General features: G+C 42.2%; 31 protein-coding genes and 1 tRNA gene. 13 read left to right on the top strand and 19 right to left on the bottom strand.

Features of this window, described 5'->3' with window-relative positions; translation table 11 throughout:
- From N518_RS16215 to N518_RS0110180, 11 genes are all read right to left on the bottom strand, one after another.
- Positions 1-186 (bottom strand): hypothetical protein (locus tag N518_RS16215; protein ID WP_034593899.1); only part of this gene is annotated, 186 nt, incomplete at its 3' end.
- A gap of 97 nt (positions 187-283) precedes the next feature.
- Positions 284-532: a hypothetical protein gene (locus tag N518_RS16220; RefSeq protein ID WP_034593901.1), complete on the bottom strand. Its 249-nt coding sequence runs from the start codon at positions 530-532 to the stop codon at positions 284-286.
- A complete protein-coding gene (locus N518_RS0110145; RefSeq protein ID WP_026444197.1) occupies positions 532-801 on the bottom strand; it encodes a hypothetical protein in 270 nt (89 codons plus the stop codon). Before N518_RS0110145 ends, N518_RS16220 begins: the two co-directional genes overlap by 1 nt.
- The gene (locus N518_RS0110150) at positions 788-1102 is read right to left on the bottom strand and encodes a hypothetical protein (RefSeq protein WP_026444198.1); all 315 of its coding nucleotides are present in this window, start codon (positions 1100-1102) and stop codon (positions 788-790) included. The genes N518_RS0110145 and N518_RS0110150 overlap by 14 nt, the downstream gene beginning before the upstream one ends.
- Positions 1099-1344, bottom strand: coding sequence for a hypothetical protein (locus N518_RS0110155; RefSeq protein ID WP_034593904.1), 246 nt, complete (start codon positions 1342-1344; stop codon positions 1099-1101). Before N518_RS0110155 ends, N518_RS0110150 begins: the two co-directional genes overlap by 4 nt.
- Complete coding sequence (locus N518_RS0110160; protein ID WP_051531898.1) at positions 1341-1907, bottom strand: adenine-specific DNA methylase; 567 nt, start codon at positions 1905-1907, stop codon at positions 1341-1343. The genes N518_RS0110155 and N518_RS0110160 overlap by 4 nt, the downstream gene beginning before the upstream one ends.
- Positions 1904-2080 (bottom strand): hypothetical protein, encoded by a 177-nt coding sequence (locus tag N518_RS17105; protein WP_155756713.1) that lies wholly within the window; start codon positions 2078-2080, stop codon positions 1904-1906. Before N518_RS17105 ends, N518_RS0110160 begins: the two co-directional genes overlap by 4 nt.
- Positions 2077-2826: an ATP-binding protein gene (locus N518_RS0110165; RefSeq protein ID WP_026444201.1), complete on the bottom strand. Its 750-nt coding sequence runs from the start codon at positions 2824-2826 to the stop codon at positions 2077-2079. The genes N518_RS17105 and N518_RS0110165 overlap by 4 nt, the downstream gene beginning before the upstream one ends.
- Positions 2823-3719: a hypothetical protein gene (locus N518_RS0110170; protein WP_026444202.1), complete on the bottom strand. Its 897-nt coding sequence runs from the start codon at positions 3717-3719 to the stop codon at positions 2823-2825. The genes N518_RS0110165 and N518_RS0110170 overlap by 4 nt, the downstream gene beginning before the upstream one ends.
- Positions 3720-3881: 162 nt before the next feature.
- The gene (locus N518_RS0110175; RefSeq protein ID WP_026444203.1) at positions 3882-4157 is read right to left on the bottom strand and encodes a hypothetical protein; all 276 of its coding nucleotides are present in this window, start codon (positions 4155-4157) and stop codon (positions 3882-3884) included.
- A gap of 8 nt (positions 4158-4165) precedes the next feature.
- Positions 4166-4366 carry a helix-turn-helix domain-containing protein gene (locus N518_RS0110180; protein WP_026444204.1) on the bottom strand — a complete coding sequence of 67 codons (201 nt, stop codon included), beginning with the start codon at positions 4364-4366 and terminating at the stop codon, positions 4166-4168.
- 114 nt (positions 4367-4480) lie between these two features.
- Here N518_RS0110180 and N518_RS0110185 point away from each other — a divergent pair, with 114 nt between their 5' ends.
- From N518_RS0110185 to N518_RS0110245, 12 genes are all read left to right on the top strand, one after another.
- Positions 4481-5140, top strand: a complete 660-nt coding sequence (locus N518_RS0110185; RefSeq protein WP_026444205.1) for a LexA family protein — start codon at positions 4481-4483, stop codon at positions 5138-5140.
- 64 nt (positions 5141-5204) lie between these two features.
- Positions 5205-5690, top strand: a complete 486-nt coding sequence (locus N518_RS0110190) for a hypothetical protein (protein WP_026444206.1) — start codon at positions 5205-5207, stop codon at positions 5688-5690.
- On the top strand, positions 5687-6418 hold the full coding sequence (locus N518_RS0110195; protein WP_026444207.1) for a hypothetical protein: 732 nt from the start codon (positions 5687-5689) through the stop codon (positions 6416-6418). Before N518_RS0110190 ends, N518_RS0110195 begins: the two co-directional genes overlap by 4 nt.
- A gap of 195 nt (positions 6419-6613) precedes the next feature.
- Positions 6614-7054, top strand: coding sequence for a hypothetical protein (locus tag N518_RS0110200; RefSeq protein ID WP_026444208.1), 441 nt, complete (start codon positions 6614-6616; stop codon positions 7052-7054).
- A gap of 2 nt (positions 7055-7056) precedes the next feature.
- Complete coding sequence (locus N518_RS0110205; protein ID WP_026444209.1) at positions 7057-7278, top strand: hypothetical protein; 222 nt, start codon at positions 7057-7059, stop codon at positions 7276-7278.
- Entirely contained in the window at positions 7275-7631 is a 357-nt protein-coding gene (locus tag N518_RS0110210) for a hypothetical protein (RefSeq protein WP_026444210.1), read from the top strand. Before N518_RS0110205 ends, N518_RS0110210 begins: the two co-directional genes overlap by 4 nt.
- A 9-nt stretch (positions 7632-7640) precedes the next feature.
- A complete protein-coding gene (gene bet / locus N518_RS0110215; RefSeq protein ID WP_026444211.1) occupies positions 7641-8504 on the top strand; it encodes a phage recombination protein Bet in 864 nt (287 codons plus the stop codon).
- On the top strand, positions 8485-9108 hold the full coding sequence (locus N518_RS0110220; protein WP_026444212.1) for a lambda exonuclease family protein: 624 nt from the start codon (positions 8485-8487) through the stop codon (positions 9106-9108). The genes bet and N518_RS0110220 overlap by 20 nt, the downstream gene beginning before the upstream one ends.
- A gap of 72 nt (positions 9109-9180) precedes the next feature.
- The gene (locus tag N518_RS16225) at positions 9181-9501 is read left to right on the top strand and encodes a hypothetical protein (protein ID WP_034593909.1); all 321 of its coding nucleotides are present in this window, start codon (positions 9181-9183) and stop codon (positions 9499-9501) included.
- Between the two features lie 152 nt (positions 9502-9653).
- Positions 9654-10298, top strand: coding sequence for a hypothetical protein (locus N518_RS16230; RefSeq protein ID WP_051531897.1), 645 nt, complete (start codon positions 9654-9656; stop codon positions 10296-10298).
- A complete protein-coding gene (locus tag N518_RS0110240; RefSeq protein ID WP_026444213.1) occupies positions 10291-10629 on the top strand; it encodes a hypothetical protein in 339 nt (112 codons plus the stop codon). The genes N518_RS16230 and N518_RS0110240 overlap by 8 nt, the downstream gene beginning before the upstream one ends.
- Positions 10629-10910, top strand: coding sequence for a hypothetical protein (locus tag N518_RS0110245; RefSeq protein WP_026444214.1), 282 nt, complete (start codon positions 10629-10631; stop codon positions 10908-10910). The genes N518_RS0110240 and N518_RS0110245 overlap by 1 nt, the downstream gene beginning before the upstream one ends.
- A 179-nt stretch (positions 10911-11089) precedes the next feature.
- Here N518_RS0110245 and N518_RS0110255 read toward each other — a convergent pair whose 3' ends face one another.
- The 8 genes from N518_RS0110255 to efp all read right to left on the bottom strand — a co-directional run bounded on the left by N518_RS0110255 (position 11090) and on the right by efp (position 19499).
- Positions 11090-12100, bottom strand: coding sequence for a tyrosine-type recombinase/integrase (locus tag N518_RS0110255; protein ID WP_026444215.1), 1011 nt, complete (start codon positions 12098-12100; stop codon positions 11090-11092).
- A 172-nt stretch (positions 12101-12272) separates the two neighbouring features.
- A tRNA-Val gene (locus N518_RS0110260) sits at positions 12273-12349 on the bottom strand.
- Positions 12350-12361: 12 nt separating this feature from the next.
- Positions 12362-14380 (bottom strand): transglutaminaseTgpA domain-containing protein, encoded by a 2019-nt coding sequence (locus tag N518_RS0110265; RefSeq protein ID WP_026444216.1) that lies wholly within the window; start codon positions 14378-14380, stop codon positions 12362-12364.
- Between the two features lie 2 nt (positions 14381-14382).
- Positions 14383-15291, bottom strand: coding sequence for a DUF58 domain-containing protein (locus tag N518_RS0110270; RefSeq protein WP_005404841.1), 909 nt, complete (start codon positions 15289-15291; stop codon positions 14383-14385).
- A gap of 11 nt (positions 15292-15302) precedes the next feature.
- The gene (locus tag N518_RS0110275; protein ID WP_005025356.1) at positions 15303-16262 is read right to left on the bottom strand and encodes an AAA family ATPase; all 960 of its coding nucleotides are present in this window, start codon (positions 16260-16262) and stop codon (positions 15303-15305) included.
- 79 nt (positions 16263-16341) lie between these two features.
- The gene (locus N518_RS0110280) at positions 16342-16644 is read right to left on the bottom strand and encodes a YbdD/YjiX family protein (RefSeq protein ID WP_005014997.1); all 303 of its coding nucleotides are present in this window, start codon (positions 16642-16644) and stop codon (positions 16342-16344) included.
- On the bottom strand, positions 16644-18749 hold the full coding sequence (locus N518_RS0110285) for a carbon starvation CstA family protein (protein WP_005025354.1): 2106 nt from the start codon (positions 18747-18749) through the stop codon (positions 16644-16646). Before N518_RS0110285 ends, N518_RS0110280 begins: the two co-directional genes overlap by 1 nt.
- A gap of 180 nt (positions 18750-18929) precedes the next feature.
- A complete protein-coding gene (efp, locus tag N518_RS0110290) occupies positions 18930-19499 on the bottom strand; it encodes an elongation factor P (RefSeq protein ID WP_005015000.1) in 570 nt (189 codons plus the stop codon).
- A 70-nt stretch (positions 19500-19569) separates the two neighbouring features.
- Here efp and epmB point away from each other — a divergent pair, with 70 nt between their 5' ends.
- Positions 19570-20586 (top strand): EF-P beta-lysylation protein EpmB, encoded by a 1017-nt coding sequence (gene epmB, locus N518_RS0110295; RefSeq protein WP_005015001.1) that lies wholly within the window; start codon positions 19570-19572, stop codon positions 20584-20586.
- The last annotated feature ends 15 nt before the right edge of the window (positions 20587-20601 follow it).

Here is a 20601-nt window from a genome sequence, read left to right on the forward strand (position 1 = left end):
ATCTTGCTTGGTGAATTTCTCGCCTTTCAACCTATAGCCAAATGCCCTTAGATGCCTATGAACCACACTATGCGATGTTCCATGTGCATCCGCAGTTTTATGAACACTCTTTAGCTCCAGATAGGTTTTCCAATAATCATTAGCTTTCTTTTTAGCTTCTGGATTTTCTGTAAGTTTTGCGCCCATTTATACGCCCACCCTATTCTTTTTCCCCGACTTGGTTTTCACACTAAATCGAGGGCCTAGTCCGGCTTTACGCGCTTGTGCTGTGGTGATGCGGAGGTTAGTCATTAGCACCTCGCTTCAACTCACCCACCTTCCCCAACAGCACTGCATTCTCTTTCCGGCAGCATTCGAGCTGGGCTTTTAACTCACCAATTTCACTCTGACGAGCATTCCAGCCCTGATAAGCTATCTGCACTGGCAACACCCGATAAATATCACCATCCTTATCAAACAGCCTGTCACCATGAATGAACCGCATGTTTGTGTAGAAGTCTTGATCCTTAAACCATTTTTCGAAACCTCTCATCACCCTTCCTCCCTACGCTGTCCGCAGATCATGCAGCTTTCAACTACACCACCTGTTACTTGATTACCCCAAAAGTGCTCACACTTCCGGCGTTCAGCTTCAAGAATGGCATCTGGTACGCCTCGGTTGAGTTTATTGAGTTCGGTTTGCATGGCTTGAGCATATTCCACAGCCCAAGCAACAATTTCCCTATCATCCACATCGTGATAGCGCGGCATACTCATGTGCAGCAAGGCATACTCATGCGCCATATCCTCAATTGACTTCATGGCATGCCTCCACGTCTGCGATGGCTTGTTCAGCCTTCTCAATTTGAATGAGAACAAGTGGCTTGTTGCAATGAAAATAAGTCGCAAGACTGAGTTTGCTCTTTGTCTCTTTTACCCATGCTTTTAGAGAGTTTAAACCGCCACACCTCTCAACTAGCTCATGACTCTCAACAATGCGTTTTAGGTCATTAATATTTACGCAATGGTCGGCATAGTTCTCTGTGGTGTTTAATCCAAACTTCTTAACAAACTCAGTTGCTTTCATAATTCCCCCTAGGCTCACGTTGTCATGCTTAGTCATGCGGTGGCTCCAAATAGTTGTTTTGCGTAATCCGTTGCACGAAAGGTGGTTGTATTTATTTTTTCGAGATAACCAAGTCTCACTAGGTGATATAAATACCCCCTGATCACTGCCTGCTTCTCATCAAGTACCGCTTCTCTCACATCCAGCACCTTGAATGGCTCCGCATGAACAGCAAAGAGGAGAATGGCGAAGTATTTCTCGAACCACGAAATCCCGGAACCTTTTAGACCTAGCTTCATGCCCCACCTCCTTGACTACTGACCTTGATTTCAACAGTGCAAATGGTGTCGTTGTGATTGCCACCATGGGCCACGGTTAATAGCTCGACAATCTGAAAACCTTTTGTTTTGCCAATACCATTAGAGTTCCAACCGAATGACAAAACTTTTCCACCTACTTTAGTGATGCGGGCAATTTCCTTTTTAAGATCTCCCCAGAATTTGGCCTGTGTGTCCTGGCTACTCACTGATAAGCCTAATTTTTTATAGCACTCTGAAACTTGTCTTGGGCTGTAAGGCGGATCAAATAAAACGAGGTCTACAGACTCATCCTCAAAAGTCTTTAAGAAACTCAAAGCATCAAGTGCAAAGTCCGTATCCATAGTCCAATCAATATCGTTGGTGACCTTTGCTATTCGTGAAGTATTTGCAAAAGGATCAATGCTCAATAATTCGCAGCTGTTATGTTTTTCAATTAGCTCTCTGATGGGCTTAATAGAAAATGTATTTTTATTTGGCATGGCCCATGCTCTGGAAAATTGACCCACCCAATCCACGGTTTTGTTGTCATGCTGATCTTTCACACCCCACCTCCCATACTCCACAACGCTCTGATCCGCTGCTCGCTGTACTGATCAATCTTGCTCATATCCAGATTCTTGTACTCGTACTGCTTCGGCTTGGGAGTACGTTTTGAACTGGCTCTACGCTTAGACTTGCTGCATGTGAAGCAGAGGCATGTTGATTTGTGGGTCATAGAGCACCTCCGATACGAGCATCAGCCCAGTTACACTGAACTACCGTCAATCCGCCATGCTGGAACCTGGACCACAAGCGATCACCCAAGTTTTCTTCAAGCTGCTTGATGGTCCAGTTAGAAATCAGCATCGTCGGCTTTGCTTCGTCATAACGGGCATAGAGGACTTTATGGACCAGCTTTAAGCGGTTTTCGTGCTGATCATTCAGGCCGTATTCATCCAGGATCAGCAAGTCATATTCGGCAAAGCGGAACACTGCATTGCTTTCGTTGTCGTCTGTTTTCTTCCATGCATTCGCAATCTCGTTTGCCATATCCTCAGAAGTCACATAACGGGCATATTTCTGTTTATCCAGAACATTACGAGCCACAGCACACGCAAGATGGGTTTTACCTGTACCAGTACGTCCCACCATGATCAGATTACGCTGTACGCCTTTGTTGAAGTCTTTGGCGAAAGTGGCACACTGATGCTTTGCAGTTTTCTGGCCGTCGTTACTAACCTGGTAATTGAGAAAACCACTTTCAGCATGACGCTTAGGCAACATGGCTCCGGCGAAGTGTTTTTCACGTACCATCTGGTTTACAGAGTGAGCATGTTCATCTTGGGCTTTGGTGACGGCTTCAACTGCGCATGACTTACAAACGGACCGGCCAAACATCGTGACCATTGCTTCGCTGTGTTTAGAGCAGAATTCAGAGGAAAGCTGAATCGTTTGTTGAAACTGAGTATGCATTGCGTTCATAGCATGCCCTCCGTGTCTACATCGTCTGTTGCTGGTGCGTATTGCTTTTCATCACCCCAAGCATCATTGACATTTCTTGAGCCTGGTTTCTCAGAACGAGAGTAGCCAGTTACCTGTTTGTTTTTGCGTTCAGCTTTTTCGAGATCTTTTTCAAATTCCTCAACAATCCACTGTGCAAACTTTCTCAGCTTCTGGTTGTCAGTGAGCTGGAAATTGTTCTCATGGTGAGTGTTGAAGTTTCCAAGATGGAATTGGAAATCTTGCATACTGAGAATTTCAGAAATACGGTGAGAATATTTTGTGCTTCTCAGAATTGAGCTTAGGTTTTCAAAATTTGGATTCCAAACTTGAGCACCTGAATTTTCTTCCTGCGCGTTTGTGTGTGTATTCTCTTGTTCCTGCTCCTGTTCCTGCTCTTGGCTTGCAAGGGGCTTGGAAGGGGCTTCGTTTTCTACTGGTTTTTTAGTGATATTTTCACGCTTTTCAGTCATGCAAAATGCTTGGCTGTATTTGTTGTAAAAGCTTTCCAGATAAGGGTTTGAAGGTAATGAGTTGTACTCGTTTTGAACCCCAATACTACGCTTATCTGTATTCTTTAATTTGTCGGCGATCTGGAAGCGAGCCATCTCATGCACCCACACCATTTCAGAAGCATCGTCATAACTACAAAAACCAGCTTTACAAGCCCATTTAAGCCCCTTCGATGCCCCTTCTATGCCTAGTCCAGTTTCGTGAGCAACATACAAAAGAGGCATGTAATAAAGGCCTAGCATGTTGGCATGAGGACAGGTCATTAGGTACAGGGACACCACGACAGATTCCGGGCACTGCCTTAACTGTTTGCCAGTTGAGCCAGTCCAAAAGTGTGGGGAAACTTTCCCATATTCACGCATAGCTTCTAAGCTCCTTCAAAGGGGCTTGTAAGGGGTAAATCATTAAATAAATGATTCCGTTTAGGGCTTATGCATTTGATACTGCATAAGTTGTGTGCTAAATTTGATTTGTTCATTTAGATTTCCTAATGTTGGTGAACACTAAAAGCCTGATCTCATCCATCAGGCTTTTTCTTTGTCTGAATCCCCGTGAATCCCTTCCGATCCCTCAGCGATAAACACCTCTGTACTTAAATCCCTTAGTAAAGCAGATACTCCCAAGCGCTCCATATTTCGAGCCTCTATACTGAGAACATGCCACTCACCAGCAATCTCTTTTTCGAGTAGCCAGGCGAGATACTGGGCCAAGTCCTTTCCTTTGATATTGGATAGAACACGTGCCCGTTCATGATTTTCAGGAGATAAACGAACATGCGTAGATTTCTTTTCAAGACTCATAAATTCACCTATGCCACTTGTTTAGTTTTGCAATGCTTTTTCCAAAGCTTTTGGAGTTTTGTTGCCAGACCATGTGAAAGGCGCTTACCACATACACCACGTTCCAGATCACTTACATAATTTTGGGAACAGCCGATTTCTATGCCGATTTGGGTCTGAGTTAGGCCTTGATTGCGCAATTCAGAAATCATGTTTTGCCACTGATTCATAAGAACCTCCTATATTTTTAAACCAATATATAGGTTTTCCGATATTTATACAATAGCCAAACCGATTGTGATTTGTATCAGAATTCCGATAGCAGTACTTAAGGAAAAATACTCATGCCAACTTTGGGTGAAAATTTAAAAAATATTCGCAAAGCGAAGAAAATGACCCAAAAGCAGTTAGCTCAAAAGTCTGGGGTAAAGCAGTCTGTAATATCAGATTTAGAAACCGGCAATGCAAAGTCAACTGGTTCTATTCTTGAACTGGCTAATGCCCTTGGGGTTACTGCCGAAGAACTAAAAAAAGGCGCATTTAGTGAAGACTCTCTAACAAACGTTATTCCAATCTCCCCTCGTATGGCTCCTGTTCTGTCATGGGTTCAAGCAGGTACGATGACGAATGTTGAAGCTGTTGATATGTCTGAGGTTGAGGAGTGGCTGCCGCTTCCAGATGGAGACTGTGAAAAATGCTTTTACTTGAAGGTACAAGGACTAAGTAATTATCCGGAATTTCATGAAGGTGATTACATCCTAGTTGATCCAACCTTGCCATTTTGCGACATGAATTCTGGTGACATTGTAGTGGTCAGGAAGGTTGACGAAGCAACCTTCAAGAAACTGGTTATCGAACCAGATGGCACTAAGTACCTCAAGGCAATAAACCCTGATTTTAAACCAAATATTATTCCACTGGATGAGGAGTGCGAGTTTCTTGGGGAGGTAGTGGATTGTATTCGCTATGTTTATCGAGCTAAGAAGAAACCACGTAAGAATTGAAAAGAGTCATTATTAAATTAAGCTGTAAGCTAGGGATGGCTTCTATTAAACCTGGAGGGGTGTTTTGCAAAAATCGAGCAGAACCTTTAATGTTTCCAATCAGACATTGAAAGATTTTTTATTACAAAAAAAATTTGTATATGAAGGTGTTGAAATGATGCAGCACCCCACAGCCACAAATAAAAATATATGGAGAACCAATGTTGTATATAATGAAGATGGGGAAACCATTCAGGGCGGATCTCTCTTGTTTTTAAGCACAAGAGCTGTTCATTATGAGTACCACTCATTTGCGCTGATTCTTAATCATAAGAATCATCAGAATATTGCAGCCCAACTTGAGGTTTTGCCCCTTGAAGAGCGTAGTCATGTTGAAGAAGGCCTAACTTGCTATGGTCCTCATTATGTAGCTTTGAATGTAACTTGCGAAGCAAGAGAAACATCTCAAGGCTGGAATTGGTTCAATTGGCTAAATGATTTTAGCTCTAGAACCAACTTGGAAATATTTGGAAATCACATCCCACCGTTTAATGGAGAGCTAGACTTATGAATAATCTGCTAACTTCCATTTTTAACAAGCATGGCAATCAATCATACTGGGCTACCGATAATACCTTGTGTGTAAGTACGCCTCATATCTTTACTGGTGGCCGACCATCAATATATTTTATTAGTCAAAACCCCAGTGGTCTTGTAAAAATTGAAGATTTTGGACTAAATTTTAACTATTTTGCACAATCCCTTCCTAATCCTGAAAACGCTGAAAAAACCATGCAAAGATTAGTCAAGAGACTAGATAACAGTGTGCAGTTTGAAAATCAGGGTTTAATTTTAGAGGCGCAGTCAGAGGATGTTGATCTGGCTATAGGACGTTATTTGGATGTCTTGTCTCACTTAACTACCTACTCCCCTAGAACCACAAATAATCAAGAACTTAGAGAGATTCTTGATGCTATCTATGATTTTTTATCTCTTAAGTTTGGTGAAAGTTTAATCTTAAAACCAAAGATACTCGGGCACTCTGGCAGTGAACACAGTTTTAATTTTCAAGCTGGAAATAAGCTGGTTGATTATGCCAAACCTAAAGCAGAAAAAACTGGGAATTTACTCAGAAAGATCGTTGATGTAACCAATTTAAATGAAGAAGCTAAGATTCAAATCGTTCTTGAGGATAGAGAGAATAAAGAGGCATTTAAAAGGGAGAGTCAAATTTTAGCCAATTTTGCCAGTATTATGCCTGCAAGCACACTCCTATCAAGTAGATCTTTGCTTTCTTAGTTTTCTTAACTCCCTTCTCAACCCACCCCGTGTGGGTTTTCTTTTGTCTATCAAAACATAGTTAAAAATAAAAATATCGGTTTTTCTATATTTTTATCGGATTTCCTATTGACTAATAATATCGGAAATGCGATATTTAATTCACCAAGACAACAAAAAAGCCCCTAGCTTTCGACGGACAGGGACTTTTACTCAGTGAGTGAATTAATTATGAATGCAAAACTTACTTTATTCAATAGCCTCCTAATTGCTTCAGTAGTATCAGGCTGCAACTACGCCGATGCAAGTGGGCCTGCACAAGAAGTTGAAGTCTCTATCAATCAGGCTAAACCATTCGTTGCCCTTCAAGAGCTATCAGTTCAGGGCAAGCTTTACCCACATGAACACGAAGGCACGGAATCAATCGGCAAGGCAATCGTATGGCTAGAAGGTCAGGAGGATTGCTCACTACAAGTTGAGGTTCTGCAAGTCAATGAAGATGGTCAGCAATGGATTGAACTTGGGGAAATTCGATTTATCACCCCGGATGACCGCGATTTAGGTGCACCTGATTTTGAAGAAGGTATGACCAGCAAAATCGTTGCAGAGCTTACGACTGAGTTTGAAGAACAGCTTGTTGTGACGAAGGAGGCTTAGTGATGGCTAAAAATCCAATAAAAGTCATGTCGTCAATGCTGACTGGTCGAATTTATGCAGGTCGCGTTAATCCTAAAAACCAAATGTTTATTGGCGAAAAAGATGATGTGACTGATACCGCTGTTAGTGCTGTGGCGCAGCACCTTTTGAAAGAAGAAATTTGCTTGCAGTTTGAAGTAAAAGGCAAAACTTACAGATTAGAAGTTCGTGAGGTGCAGCAATGAAAATCAAAACCGCTTTTGCCGAGCAGTTCAGCACTCACGACTACGACCCTGATTTTGCAGCCCACTACTTTGGCCGCATCGAAATTCACTTGGATACGCAGTACATGCTGCTTGATGACTTGCACACCCAGCGCGTCACGCTATCCATTTTAGTGCTACAGGACGGCACAGTCGACACAGACCAGGTGTGCACAGTTAAGACTTACCGTGGTCTGCCGGATGACTGTGTGTTTAACGATGAGTTTATCGCAATTGATGAATTGACGACTCAGCAGTTTGATTACTTCACGAATTTAGAAGAAGTGAAGCGCGAAATTGGATTGTTTGGGATGGAATTGGCACAGGTTGCTTAGGAGAAGAATATGAATGCACCGGTAAATACCTTAGTTACAGCTCAAATTGCACAGGTTGCAGATGTATTGGGTTTATCAAATATAGATCCGCAAGAGCTGAAAGATACACTGATTCAAACAGCTTTTCGTACTGAAACGCCTGCAACTGATGCTCAAATGGCTTCTCTCTTAATTGTTGCAGGCCAATACAAGCTAAATCCTTGGACAAAAGAAATCTATGCTTTTCCAGATAAAAACAAGGGGATTATTCCGGTTGTTGGTGTAGATGGTTGGTCTCGCATCATCAATGGGAACTCTAATTTCAACGGCATGGAATTTAGGTTTTCAGAAAACATGGTTCAAATGGATGGTGCCAAGGTTGAAGCGCCTGAGTGGGTGGAATGTATTATCTACCGCAAAGACCGTGAACACCCTACTATTGTCCGCGAATACTTGGCTGAGTGTTACCGCGCTCCATTTAAATCGAAATCTGGTTATGTAGTTGAAGGCCCATGGCAAAGCCATCCTTCACGCTTCTTGCGCCATAAAGCTACTATCCAGTGCGCACGTTTAGCCTTCGGTTTTGTAGGCATTCATGATCAAGATGAGGCTGAGCGTATTGCTGAAAATCAAGAAGTTAAAACTGTTTCTGGCGTAACCAATAGCACTGTACCAGAGGGCTACCAAGCATTTGAAGCCGAACACCTGCCACACTTCAAAAATGAAGCGCAGTACGGAACCAAGCGCCTGCAGTCCGCCTACTCTGTCCTGCCAAGCAGCAATCTAAAAAATACATTCTGGTCAAATCATGCTGCAGGTCTAAAAGAAATCGCACAATTTGCTGATCAGGCTTTGGCTCGCGAAGGAGAAACCTATGAACATTCTCCAGCGTAGTGATGACTGGCATTCTGAGCGATGTGGCAAAGTAACTGCTAGTCGCATCAAGGATATAGATGCCAAGCCAGCCAAGGGCAAAGTGCTTAATTCATTAGGCTTAATCATTCTTTCCGAGCGCCTCACTGGCGTTCAGGAAGAAACTAAAACTACTCAGTTGATGCAATGGGGAATCGATCACGAGCCACATGCAATCACAGCCTATGAAAATGAAACAGGTGAATTTGTAGAAGGTACAGGCCTAATTGACCACCCTTCTATCCCGTTGTCTGGCGCTTCTCCTGATGGGTTGGTTGGCAAGCAGGGTCAGCTTGAAGTGAAGTGCCCAAACACGACTACGCATTTAAACACGTTGCTCAGTCGCAAAGTGCCAGATGAGTACATTCCACAAATTACATGGCAGTTGGCTTGCACAAAACGCCAATGGTGCGACTTCGTGAGTTATGACCCTCGCCTGCCTGAGTATTTGCAACTCGTAATTATTCGTGTGTTTGCAAAAGATTTAGATATTGCCGGGCTTGAGGAAAGCGTGATTGCTTTTAACAAAACGATAGATCGGGCAATTGACCAGCTCGCATTAAATCAGAAGCTAAAAGTCGCATAAACCTACTTTAATAAAAAAGTAGCCCGGATTTTTAGCATAGTTATTTATTTTAATAAAAGATTGGTGGTGAAGATGGATAAGAAAGATGAAGCTTTTGAATTAGCATTTTCAAAGACTAATTTTTATAAGGGGATGGTTGAGTCATTAAAAAACAAAGACTGTCCTTTTGAATCTGTTTTAGAAATTCGTAATGGCAAATATCGTAGTTCATACGTTCAGTTGTCACATGAGATATGGCAAGCAGCCCAAGCGGTGCCGGAAGGGTTTGTTCTAATGCCGCGCCAGTGCACAAATAGTATGGCTCAGGCTGCTAAAGAAATAGATGGTCGATTATCTGCATTTAAATATGGCGATGTCTATCAAGCTATGATCGAAGCCCAGGAGTCCACATGAAAAAACATCACATGGAACACCTCGAATATTTGTTTTTGGGTTGGCTGCTGTTGGGGCTGATTGGGTTTGGTCTGGCTGCGATGGGGTTTTGAGATGATCCTAAAAGACAGTGATTTGCCGGAAGAAGTGGTCATCAGTTTGGGAGAGGTGGTATGAATCTGATTGAACAGTTGGGCGGGTCTAAGGCTAGACACAAATCAAGAACTGGTGTGGCAGGAGTTGGTTACAACACATCAAACATACCCGCAAAAGTTAACGGGAAGCACACCAGCGAATACGTGCTATGGAGAGAAATGCTAAGGAGATGCTACAGTGAGTCTTTCCAAAAAAAATGCCCTCAATACAAAGGGTGTTATGTTTGTGATCGGTGGCACAATTTTATGAACTTCTATGATGACATAATAAAAATGAAAGGTTATGAACATATCTCCGAAAAGCGGGCGGTTAACTTGGACAAGGATATAATCCTCAAGGGCAACAAAGTTTATTCACCTGAGCTTTGTCGGTTAGTTCCACAAGAGATAAACAAACTTATCACTAATAGAAAAGCCTGTAGAGGAGACTTGCCCATAGGAGTAACTTTCTCAAAATCAAAAGGAAAGTATGTGGCGTCTTTGGGTTTTTTGAAAGGCGAGCAAGTAAAGGGGAATGTGTTTGATACACCCAATGATGCTTTTCTTTTTTATAAGAAGCATAAGGAGGCTCATATTAAAAAGGTGATTGCTAAATTTAAAGATAGACTAGATGTTGATGTTTTTAATGCCTTAAATAACTATGAGGTTAACATAGATGATTAAAACACTTGATGAATATGAAAAGGCTAAAGGTTGGATTGAAGTAAATGCAATCGATGTCGATTGGTTGCAACTGGGTAAATATCGGAAGGAGCTTCTCGAATACCGCCGCCAGCACAATATTTTTGAGGTTGGGGATAAGGTTGTAGAGATAACAGATTATCCCAGCAATGATGTACTAACAGTTAAATCTATATTCGATAAGCTATTAGTGTGTGAGAGTGATGATTTTAACGCAAGTTATGTTTTGTCTAATAAGTATAAGCCTTATTTTTATGTTAGACACGCTACCGATGCAGAAATCGAAGCAGGTAAAAGATTGGAGGTGGTTTGATGGGTATATACCAGATCACTGTACAAGGTGAGGTGCCTCAGCTCTTTTTAGGGGCTGAGGTTGGTGGTGCGAAGGTTGTGGCAATCAAAGATGTAAGTCCAAAACTGGTCGGATCTAAATATCTTGCGGAAATTTACAATATCAGTGAAGAAACAGTTAGGTCGCGATGTGCTCATATCAACCGTGGCACTAGAGGGAAATCACAATACAATCCGGATGAAGCACATCTGGTCTTGAGCGAAAAACCAAGTAAACGCGTAGGCAGACCAAGGAAAAACTAATGGATCTAAATGAAATCAGAAAGAACGCGCCAGAGGGTGCGACGCATTATAACTTGATATTCGGGGATATTATTTACTGCAAGATAATATCAAGTCAGCTATATGGATATGCCGACGGTATCGGGTGGTATAAGTATTACGGAAACATTCCAATCAAGCCCCTATAATGGGGCTTTAATTTATGCATCTAGCATATCTGCAATATCATTCACATCAGGGTTGTAATAAGTATTCACAAGCATCTTGATATTCCTGTGCCCTGTCACTTTGGCTAACACTTCAACCGGTAGCTTTTGATTATTCACAAACCGTGTAATTGCTTCATGGCGAGTATCGTGAAAATGAATATCAGATAGCCCTGCCTTCTCCTTTCTGCGCTCCCACATTAATCTAAAAGCATTCTCAGTCTGAGGAATTAGTTTGGTTCCGTCATGCCGGATTAGCTCAAGCAAAGCTAATGCCTTTTTGGTTAAAGGAACATTACGGGCATCACCATTTTTAGTTTTCGGCAAATGGACATGACGATCATAAATATCTTTCATCTGAATACCAAGTATCTCCCCTCTACGCATGGCGGTTTCCATGGCAAATAGAAAAGCCCATGCAACATAGTGCTCAGGGAGCATTGGGACCTTGCCTTCGTGATAGTCTAGTGCGCTTAGAATCTGGGCAATCTCATCTTCCCGGATTCTTCTATGTCGAGACTTTGGCTTCTGTGGTTTCTTAACTAGAGACCAAGGATTGCTGTCCAAAAGGAATAGCTCTTTAATGGCATAAGAAAATACAGAGCTATATAAAGCCATTTCCCGAAGCACAGTGTTTGCACCTACTTCTTTAAGTCTTTTGTTTCGCCAGTTTGTTAAATGCTTGGGTGTGATGTCATGAATCGACATTTCAGCCAAAGCGCCAAACTTCTCATCGAATGGCTTGAGCTGTTCTTTAACGTATTTGGCACCACGAAGCTTTTTACCGACTTCATCATAGTATTTATAAAAAAGCGTTTTGAATGGATAGTGTGGCTTTATTCCAAGATCATCGGCAGCCTGTTTGGCTTTGCTTTCTAATATTTTTTGGGCAGCCCATTGCTCACATTCTTTTTCAGTATCTCGGGTAGCAGAATGGCGCTTACCCTTAACCATAATTTCAATAAAGTAGCTTTGCCCGCGTTTTCTCGGTTTTGGTATCTTCATGACGTAAACTCGGAAACCTTGACGTAATTCTGACGTAAATCATAACCGCAAACTGGCGAAATCCGCCAGTTTGACCAACATGACCAAAAATAAGATAAAAGTGACAGGCAATAAAAAAAGGCTTCAAGTACTTGTATTTCCTTGAAACCTTTACACCATAAGGTGTCATATTTGGTAGGCATATCCAGACTCGAACTGGAGACCTCTACGATGTCAACGTAGCGCTCTAACCAACTGAGCTATACGCCTAAGTGTTTTGCATCATATGCATTTTTTATTTTTCTGACAAGTTTTTTTATTCAGCTTTAAAGCAAATGAACAGTCTTTAAGCAATTTCTTAAACATTTTAAGATTCTCTGGTGTGTCCTGTTGCATGAACCGAATTTTTTGGTCAAGTTGAGCTAGTTCATAAAAAGAACTTGTATCATTACTGTATTGAGCCAATCTTATCATCCAATGTTGAAAAGTCTCATAAGAGTCCTTATGCAGTTCAACGGGAAGATTCTTAGTAAATTTTCTTATAGAACGTTCATAAGGGGTCATTTTTTGCAGATTTTGACGATACTGTATCAACAAGTAGATTAGAACCAGCATCACAATACTAATAAACAAAATCAGAATATAGCTATAGACAGATTTTAAACCTAAACGTGCAAGCCAGTTTTTTTGTTTATCAGTATCATATCCTACGACCTTGCTTTGCCATTGATAAGAAGCATAATCACTCCATACCCGAATATTTTTAAGCAAAGCAAACTGTTGATATTGCAAGCCAGAACGGTGATTATTGCCTAGTGTAGAAGGCTCTTGTTCCAGATAGTCCTGCATGCCCGACCCTACCCGTTCTGGTGCTACCGCAGCTGTTGCATCAACTCGATGCCACTGGCCATTTAAATAGACTTCCGACCACGCATGAGCATCCATCTGTCGCACCTCCCAGCTTTGTCCATCTGGAGCCGGTTGTCCTCCCTGATACCCGACTACTACCCGAGCAGGAATACCGGCATAGCGCATCAACATTGTAAAACTACCTGCATAATGCTCACAGAAACCCTGCCGGGACTTAAACAGGAATTCATCTATTCTGTCTTGCCCGAGACGGCCTGGACTTAAAGTATAGACAAAGCCATTGCGACGATACCAGTTCAATACATTCTCTACATACCGGGCAGGTTGCTGATTACTCTGTTTAAATAAATTGCTGGCTAACTGCCGGGTCCGGGGATCAGTGCTACTCGGTACTTTCAGGTTTATAGCCTGAACTGTATCCGAATACTGGGGTGCTACCGTCTGAGCTGACTGTCCCAACCATTGCAGTCGAATGGGCTGTGCACCCTGATTTGGACGGGTTGGAGTAATACTCCAGTCTTGATGTAACTGGAAGTTCGCCTGTAAAGGAATAGACTTTTCAAGCGATATTACCCATTGCTGTTGTGAGTCAGCAGGCAGATACTGGTAATCTAGCCCGTCAGTTATATGAAGAGATGGCAATGTCTTAGGTTGCTGATTAATAAAATGGCTAGTCCAAGTCCGTCCATCAAATTCATCCAGCACCATCGCGCGCCAGTACAGCTGCTCACGCTCAGGTAGTTTCTGTATATTGCCTAAAATCCGGAATGCCAGCGCACTGGATTGAGAAATCTGGGCGATATCTCCTGGTGACATCCGGTCACTTATGCCGGTGGTGGCACGATCGGTCTGTAATGGTACTGACCAGAGTGGAGGCAACCGTGGGAAAAAAATAAATAGTACTATAAAAAATGGTATGGCATACAGAATCAGCTTAGTTACATGCTGAAAGTCCTTTCTTAAACGGCCTTTAACCTGCTCTTGTTGAAAATCACTTATCTGAATCCGGTACAGCCCGATCAAGCAGCTGATGAGTGAACATAAGATCAGGATAGCCATCCCGATGTTTTGGCTGTAAAGGAACAGGCTGGCGCTTACAAATAGTGCAAAGTTAAAAATAATTAGATAATCACGCCGAGTTCGAGTCTCTAAAGCTTTACCATACAGGCCAACTGCTAATAGTGTTACCCCTGCTTCTACACCGATGAAACTCCGATACTGCCAGTAAATCGCAGCAAAGCTGAATAGAACAAAAATGACCTGAAAAATTTTAGATTGTTTTTTATGGAGATTTTTATGATATTGCCATGCCAAGCTTATTATTACACAAGCAAATAGAAGGCTGTTCATTATAGGAGTGAAAGCCAGTTGTGCCAGCCAGATCAGCCCGAGAGCCAGCAGCATGGCGCCATGAACAGGTCGATTTAACATGGTTAAGCCTGCGCCAGTAATTTTTGTGCTTTCTGAAATTGAGCCTCACCTGATCCGGTGGCCAGCTCGTCCTGCGGTAAAACCAAACGATAAGGGCATTGTTGCTGTTCGCATTGATCTACCAGCCCCATCATTAAACTCAGTTTTTCTTCATGCTCTGAACTTGGCATATGCTCATAGCAAATTTCTATCTTATTCTGCTCGGGATAGCTTTCAAATACCTTGATATAAAGGCCCTGACCTCGAGCAGCCTGCTTCCATGACACCGCATGGTAAGAGTCACCCGTTTTAAAATCACGCAGTTCTTGAAATTCATCCATATCCTGTGCCTGTTGTAATGCATTTTGTGCAGCATTCTCAGCTTTAAAATCTAAAGCCTGAGGGGCAATCCAGCTCATTTGTTCCAGATAAAGATAGGTCCAGGCACGAACCAGTCCGAAAGGATAAGTAGAATATATCTGTAGGCGCTGTAAATGTAATGCTCCGCGTTCTTCTGGCCACACCAGTAAATGAAAACGCTGCTGTTTATGCTGTACTAGAACTGGAATGATTTGCTTTGCATAATACAGGTTTAAATAACGTACAATCTCTCGCTCCTGATAAAAAATAATCTCTATTTGCATGGCTTGGCCTACCCGGCCGACTTCAGGCACGATCACTTCTATTTTGAGTTGATGCAACTGTTTAAAAGCAAGATAAAAACTGATACAAAGTACAGCACTGATTAAAAAGCAGAAACCCAGTATCAGGTTATTGGCATAGTTAACGCCGGCAATAAAAGTAATCAGTATGAGAACCAAATACAGGTAACCCTGCTGATACATAAAGACCAGTATATCCCGCTGCTTGAGGGTTCTTTGCCCATCAATCCGGAAACGCTTGGCAAGCCAGCCTTGGATATGTTTCTGCAAATGGTGTGCTCCTAACTAACCGCCACACTTTGCAGAAGCTTATAGCTTTCTGCATCAGTTGTTCCGAGACGATGAGAAACCACAGCATTAAATACGGCCTGTACATCATCTGTAGTCGCATAACTGCGCTTTTCTAATAGAGCATAGGCCTGCGTAGCTTTTTTTAAGGCCAATATTCCGCGGGTAGATAACCCATGTCGGCCTTTACGGGTCATTTCAGCCAAATCCAGAATATAATCCAGCACTACATCACTTAAATAAATATTACGTGCCAGTTGTTGAAGATTCAGAATATCCTGCTGGCTAAAGACATGCTCAATTGTTGATATTAATGCCTGACGCGAGTCCTGTTGTAACAGAATCCTTTCTGCCTGGCGCGATGGATAGCCCAAGGATAATCGCATTAAAAAACGGTCCAGCTGGGACTCTGGCAAGGCATAAGTTCCACTCTGGAATAAAGGGTTTTGTGTAGCAATCACCCAAAATGGCTGAGGTAAAGCATGTCGGACACCGTCTACCGTGACACAACCTTCCTCCATAGCCTCCAGCAAGGCACTCTGTGTTTTCGGACTACAACGGTTAATCTCATCAGCCAGTAAAATCTGGGTAAAAACCGGGCCTGGTTTAAACTCAAAAATATGTTCAGCCTGATTAAATATATTAATTCCAATTACATCACTGGCCAACATGTCATTGGTAAACTGTATACGCTGAAATCTTAAACCGGCAATATGCGCTAATGCACTCGATAAAGTAGTTTTACCTAATCCGGGCAAGTCTTCAAACAGGACATGCCCACCTGCTAGCAAACAACTTAAGGCCAATTTGGTTTGCTGCGGTTTATCCAGAATAATGGTATTGATCTGCTGTAAAAAGCTGTCTATTTGTGAGGCATACTCTCCTATCTGCCTGGCTAGTTTTTTATTCTGTTGATCTTTTTCATTCTTTTGAAGCCTGTTGGTTCCCCACATCCCCTTCCTTCCTGAATAAAAAAACGGTGTATATTTAACATACACCGTTTTTATGTTTTTCTAAGTTACTAAATTATTACTAACATGGACATTTTTTTAAATCTCCACCTGCCGATGGATAACGTGAATCTACACAGTGGCGATAAAATGTTTTAGCGTCCATTGCTTCAAGATCTGGATGGTGCTGTTTCATGTGTTCTAAATAAGTCTGATAATCAGGCACCCCTACCATCAGGCGAAAACTTTGTTGCAAACGTTGCCATAAAGTCGCGATACGTGACCAGTTCTTTGGAGAGAAAATCAGATGCTTTTGCGACAAAAGTGTAAACTTGATTATCTTTGCCAGAACAGTCGTACTATTTTTTGCAAGCTTCAATTTCATTAAGACTCTCCTCTGATCGAAGTTACAGGCGCTGTCTCATCACGATATACCGCGGGTGCTTCATTTACTGTCGGTGTTGGGCTAGCCAAAGCACGACGTACTACACGGATAGATGCAATGACCATCACAATTGCCACAATCATAAAGAAACCGCAGAGGACGGCATTAATCTGATTCGACATGACAATCATCTGCATCTCAGCAATACTTTTTGCCGGAGCCAGTATCTCATTACGAGCAATTGCATCAGAGAAGCGATTAGCCTGCGCCAAGAAACCAATTTTCGGATTTTCATGGAAGATTTTTTGCCAGCCTGCTGTCATTGCAGTGATGAAAAGGAAAATAGTAGGCAAAATCGTGACCCAAACATATTTTTCTTTCTTCATTTTGAAAAGGATGACTGTACCTAAGATTAGTGCCATTGCTGCCAGAATCTGGTTACCAATACCAAATAATGGCCACAAGCTGTTAATACCGCCTAGCGGATCGACAACGCCCTGATATACAAAGAACCCCCAACCGGCTACAGCTACCGCAGTCCCCAGCAGGTTTCCAAAGAAATTATGAGACTGTTTTACAGCCGGAATTACAATACCTACTGTATCCTGTACCATAAAACGGCAGGCACGTGTACCGGCATCGACTGCTGTCAGGATGAATAAAGCCTCAAACAGAATAGCGAAATGATACCAGAATGACATCATGGCACGGCTGTTAAAGATTTCGGAAATAATATGAGCCATACCAATTGCAAATGTTGGCGCTCCCCCTGTACGGGACAAAATCGTAGTTTCTCCTACCTCTTTTGCGAGCAGTGCTAATGCTTCGGGTGTCACAACAAAGCCCAGATTACGTACAGCTTCTGCTGCACTTTCAACTGTTGTGCCCAAAACAGCAGCAGGAGCATTAATTGCAAAATATACTCCTGGTTCCAGTACCGTTGCACAGATCATTGCCATAATTGCAACAAAAGATTCCATCAACATACCGCCATAACCAATCATGCGGATATGAACTTCATTTTCAACCAGCTTTGGTGTGGTACCTGAAGAAACGAGCGCGTGAAAACCTGAAATTGCACCACAGGCAATAGTAATAAACAGAAATGGAAAGAGCGAACCGGCAAATACAGGCCCAGTACCATCAATAAAGTGTGTTACAGCTGGCATTTTTAGTTCTGGCAAGGCAAAAATAATACCAATAGCCAGCCCGACAATTACCCCAATTTTCAAGAAGGTCGATAGATAGTCACGTGGTGCAAGCAACAGCCATACTGGGAGTACTGAAGCCACAAAACCATAAATAATCAGACACCAGGTCAACTGTGTACCTGAAAGTGTAAAAAATGGCCCCCAGTATGGATGTGCAGCAATATTTCCTCCATACACAATGGCTAGCATCATCAGAATGAAACCAATCACTGAGACTTCTGCAATCTTGCCCGGGCGTATATAGCGCATGTAAATGCCCATGAAAATTGCAATAGGAATAGTAGCTGCAATACTGAATACCCCCCAAGGGCTATTCGTTAAAGCCTTGACTACGACCAGTGCCAGTACTGCCAAAATGATAATCATCACCCCAAGTGCACCCAGCATCACAATCACACCGGCAAAAGATCCAAGCTCCTGTTTTGCCATTTCCCCCAGTGAGCGTCCATCACGCCGGGTAGAAATAAACAGGACCAGAAAATCCTGTACAGCACCGGCCAGTACTACACCAGCCAGCAACCAGATCGTTCCGGGCAAGTACCCCATCTGGGCTGCCAGAATCGGTCCTACCAAAGGTCCCGCACCGGCAATTGCAGCAAAATGATGGCCAAAAAGTACATATTTATTGGTTGGGACATAATCCAGGCCATCGGTCATCCGATAAGCTGGAGTGAGCCGTCTGGCATTAAGCTCAAACACCTTGTTGGCTATAAACAGGCTATAAAAACGGTAAGCAATACTATAGACACAGGCAGCAGCAAGCACTAACCAGACTGCATTAACATGTTCACCACGACTGACAGCAAGTATCCCGAAAGATATTGCCCCGATAATTGCTACAATCACCCAGATCAATTTTGAAAAGGGGGATGACTTAGTTTGAATTGATTCCATCTTGACCTCGTATTTCAATTATTTAAGCAGGTTAGTTATTGTTATTCATCGTGCTACTTTCCCTTTGCAAATTTCCTTTTTTGACTCTACTCCTCATCTTTTTGTTTTCATCTAATACTTTGGCATTAAAAAAGGGATGATCATGATCATCCCTTTTGATAATAGTCTATTTTTAAACCATTATGCACGTTCTAAGTATTCACCAGTACGGGTATCTACACGAACACTTTCTTCTTGCTGTACAAATAATGGAACACGTACTACTGCACCAGTTTCCAGTTTTGCCGGCTTACCGCCACCACCAGAGGTATCACCACGTACACCCGGATCAGTTTCAATAATCTTTAAGGTTACGAAGTTTGGTGCACTTACGTTTAAAGGTACACCATTAAACAGCATAATTGTACAGGTTTCATTTGAATCATCTTTTAACCATTTTGCTGCATCGCCCATAGCGTTTTTATCAGCAGCAATCTGTTCAAAAGATTCAGGGTCCATGAAATGCCACATTTCACCATCGTTGTACAAGTAGTTCATTTCTACTTCTACAATATCGGCGCCTTCGAGTGAATCACCTGACTTGAATGTTTTTTCTAATACTTTGCCCGTTTTCAGGTTACGCAGTTTAACGCGGTTAAACGCCTGCCCCTTACCCGGTTTTACGTATTCGTTTTCCATGATTGAACATGGGTTGCCATCAAGCATAACCTTGAGGCCTGATTTGAAATCATTTGTAGAATAATTGGCCATGACTGGCACGCTCCAAACTTACTAACTTAAATCTATTAATGCTAGACTAGCATTATTTTTAACGTGTGGCATGATAAACTATTTATATCAAGAGCAAAACTGGCAATCACAACTCAGTGACCTAATTACTGACCCGCTAGAATTGTTACACGCGCTTCAGCTTTCACCCGAACAGTTATTATCAGGGGCAGTTCTGGCTTCTGAAAAGTTTAAATTACGCGTACCGCGCGCATTTGTTGCAAAAATGTGCATTGGTGACCCTCTTGATCCTCTTTTGCTGCAAGTCTTGCCACATCATCTTGAACTAGAGGATTTTCCAGGATTTGTTACTGATCCTTTAGGTGAAGAGGCAGCCAATCTCTTACCTGGTGTTTTGCATAAATATAAAACACGTTTCCTGCTTACTTTAACAGGTGCCTGTGCAGTTCATTGCCGCTACTGCTTTCGACGTCACTTCCCCTATCAGGAAAATTTACCTAAAAATGAAGACTGGCCAGCAATTAAAAATTATATTTTAAGTCAACCTGAGGTTCATGAAATTATTTTAAGTGGTGGTGATCCACTGACTTTATCCAACCGTAAACTCGGCTTATGGCTGGAAAGGCTTGAGTCTATTCCCCAGATTGATACGCTTAGAATACATTCACGTGTGCCGATTGTGATTCCAGACCGTATTGATCATGAGTTAATTTCTCTTTTGGAAAACAGTAGGCTACGTATTATACTGGTGGTACACTCTAACCATGCTTCAGAACTCGATGACTTCACCTGTTCAAAATTGCATGAACTGGCACGTCGTCAGGTCACTGTGCTCAATCAGGCCGTTTTACTTAAGGGTATTAATGATTCAGCGGAAGTATTAATCAATTTAAGTTATAGACTGTTCGAGGCACGGGTTATGCCTTATTATTTACATGTGCTGGATAAAGTTAAGGGGGCCCATCACTTTGACTTGCCCTCTTCAAAGATTGATGAAGTTTATAAAGAGGTCCTAGCAAGTCTGCCAGGTTATTTAGTACCTAAACTGGTTAGGGAGATTGCAGGTGAGAAGAATAAAACACCGCTGTTTGGGACTATAACAATTTGAGTTTCTATAATAAGT

It is taken from the genome of Acinetobacter sp. UNC436CL71CviS28 (assembly GCF_000620525.1).
Classification (GTDB): Bacteria; Pseudomonadota; Gammaproteobacteria; order Pseudomonadales; family Moraxellaceae; genus Acinetobacter; species Acinetobacter radioresistens.

What these genes read in the sequence shown, in the direction of transcription:
- N518_RS16220 (WP_034593901.1), bottom strand. Translation starts at nt 532, where the DNA reads ATGAGAGGTTTCGAAAAATGGTTTAAGGATCAAGACTTCTACACAAAC.
- N518_RS0110145 (WP_026444197.1), bottom strand. Translation starts at nt 801, where the DNA reads ATGAAGTCAATTGAGGATATGGCGCATGAGTATGCCTTGCTGCACATG.
- N518_RS0110150 (WP_026444198.1), bottom strand. Translation starts at nt 1,102, where the DNA reads ATGACTAAGCATGACAACGTGAGCCTAGGGGGAATTATGAAAGCAACT.
- N518_RS0110155 (WP_034593904.1), bottom strand. Translation starts at nt 1,344, where the DNA reads ATGAAGCTAGGTCTAAAAGGTTCCGGGATTTCGTGGTTCGAGAAATAC.
- N518_RS17105 (WP_155756713.1), bottom strand. Translation starts at nt 2,080, where the DNA reads ATGACCCACAAATCAACATGCCTCTGCTTCACATGCAGCAAGTCTAAG.
- N518_RS0110165 (WP_026444201.1), bottom strand. Translation starts at nt 2,826, where the DNA reads ATGAACGCAATGCATACTCAGTTTCAACAAACGATTCAGCTTTCCTCT.
- N518_RS0110170 (WP_026444202.1), bottom strand. Translation starts at nt 3,719, where the DNA reads ATGCGTGAATATGGGAAAGTTTCCCCACACTTTTGGACTGGCTCAACT.
- N518_RS0110175 (WP_026444203.1), bottom strand. Translation starts at nt 4,157, where the DNA reads ATGAGTCTTGAAAAGAAATCTACGCATGTTCGTTTATCTCCTGAAAAT.
- N518_RS0110180 (WP_026444204.1), bottom strand. Translation starts at nt 4,366, where the DNA reads ATGAATCAGTGGCAAAACATGATTTCTGAATTGCGCAATCAAGGCCTA.
- N518_RS0110185 (WP_026444205.1), top strand. Translation starts at nt 4,481, where the DNA reads ATGCCAACTTTGGGTGAAAATTTAAAAAATATTCGCAAAGCGAAGAAA.
- N518_RS0110195 (WP_026444207.1), top strand. Translation starts at nt 5,687, where the DNA reads ATGAATAATCTGCTAACTTCCATTTTTAACAAGCATGGCAATCAATCA.
- N518_RS0110205 (WP_026444209.1), top strand. Translation starts at nt 7,057, where the DNA reads ATGGCTAAAAATCCAATAAAAGTCATGTCGTCAATGCTGACTGGTCGA.
- N518_RS0110210 (WP_026444210.1), top strand. Translation starts at nt 7,275, where the DNA reads ATGAAAATCAAAACCGCTTTTGCCGAGCAGTTCAGCACTCACGACTAC.
- bet (WP_026444211.1), top strand. Translation starts at nt 7,641, where the DNA reads ATGAATGCACCGGTAAATACCTTAGTTACAGCTCAAATTGCACAGGTT.
- N518_RS0110220 (WP_026444212.1), top strand. Translation starts at nt 8,485, where the DNA reads ATGAACATTCTCCAGCGTAGTGATGACTGGCATTCTGAGCGATGTGGC.
- N518_RS16225 (WP_034593909.1), top strand. Translation starts at nt 9,181, where the DNA reads ATGGATAAGAAAGATGAAGCTTTTGAATTAGCATTTTCAAAGACTAAT.
- N518_RS16230 (WP_051531897.1), top strand. Translation starts at nt 9,654, where the DNA reads ATGAATCTGATTGAACAGTTGGGCGGGTCTAAGGCTAGACACAAATCA.
- N518_RS0110240 (WP_026444213.1), top strand. Translation starts at nt 10,291, where the DNA reads ATGATTAAAACACTTGATGAATATGAAAAGGCTAAAGGTTGGATTGAA.
- N518_RS0110245 (WP_026444214.1), top strand. Translation starts at nt 10,629, where the DNA reads ATGGGTATATACCAGATCACTGTACAAGGTGAGGTGCCTCAGCTCTTT.
- N518_RS0110255 (WP_026444215.1), bottom strand. Translation starts at nt 12,100, where the DNA reads ATGAAGATACCAAAACCGAGAAAACGCGGGCAAAGCTACTTTATTGAA.
- N518_RS0110265 (WP_026444216.1), bottom strand. Translation starts at nt 14,380, where the DNA reads ATGTTAAATCGACCTGTTCATGGCGCCATGCTGCTGGCTCTCGGGCTG.
- N518_RS0110275 (WP_005025356.1), bottom strand. Translation starts at nt 16,262, where the DNA reads ATGTGGGGAACCAACAGGCTTCAAAAGAATGAAAAAGATCAACAGAAT.
- N518_RS0110280 (WP_005014997.1), bottom strand. Translation starts at nt 16,644, where the DNA reads ATGAAATTGAAGCTTGCAAAAAATAGTACGACTGTTCTGGCAAAGATA.
- N518_RS0110285 (WP_005025354.1), bottom strand. Translation starts at nt 18,749, where the DNA reads ATGGAATCAATTCAAACTAAGTCATCCCCCTTTTCAAAATTGATCTGG.
- efp (WP_005015000.1), bottom strand. Translation starts at nt 19,499, where the DNA reads ATGGCCAATTATTCTACAAATGATTTCAAATCAGGCCTCAAGGTTATG.
- epmB (WP_005015001.1), top strand. Translation starts at nt 19,570, where the DNA reads ATGATAAACTATTTATATCAAGAGCAAAACTGGCAATCACAACTCAGT.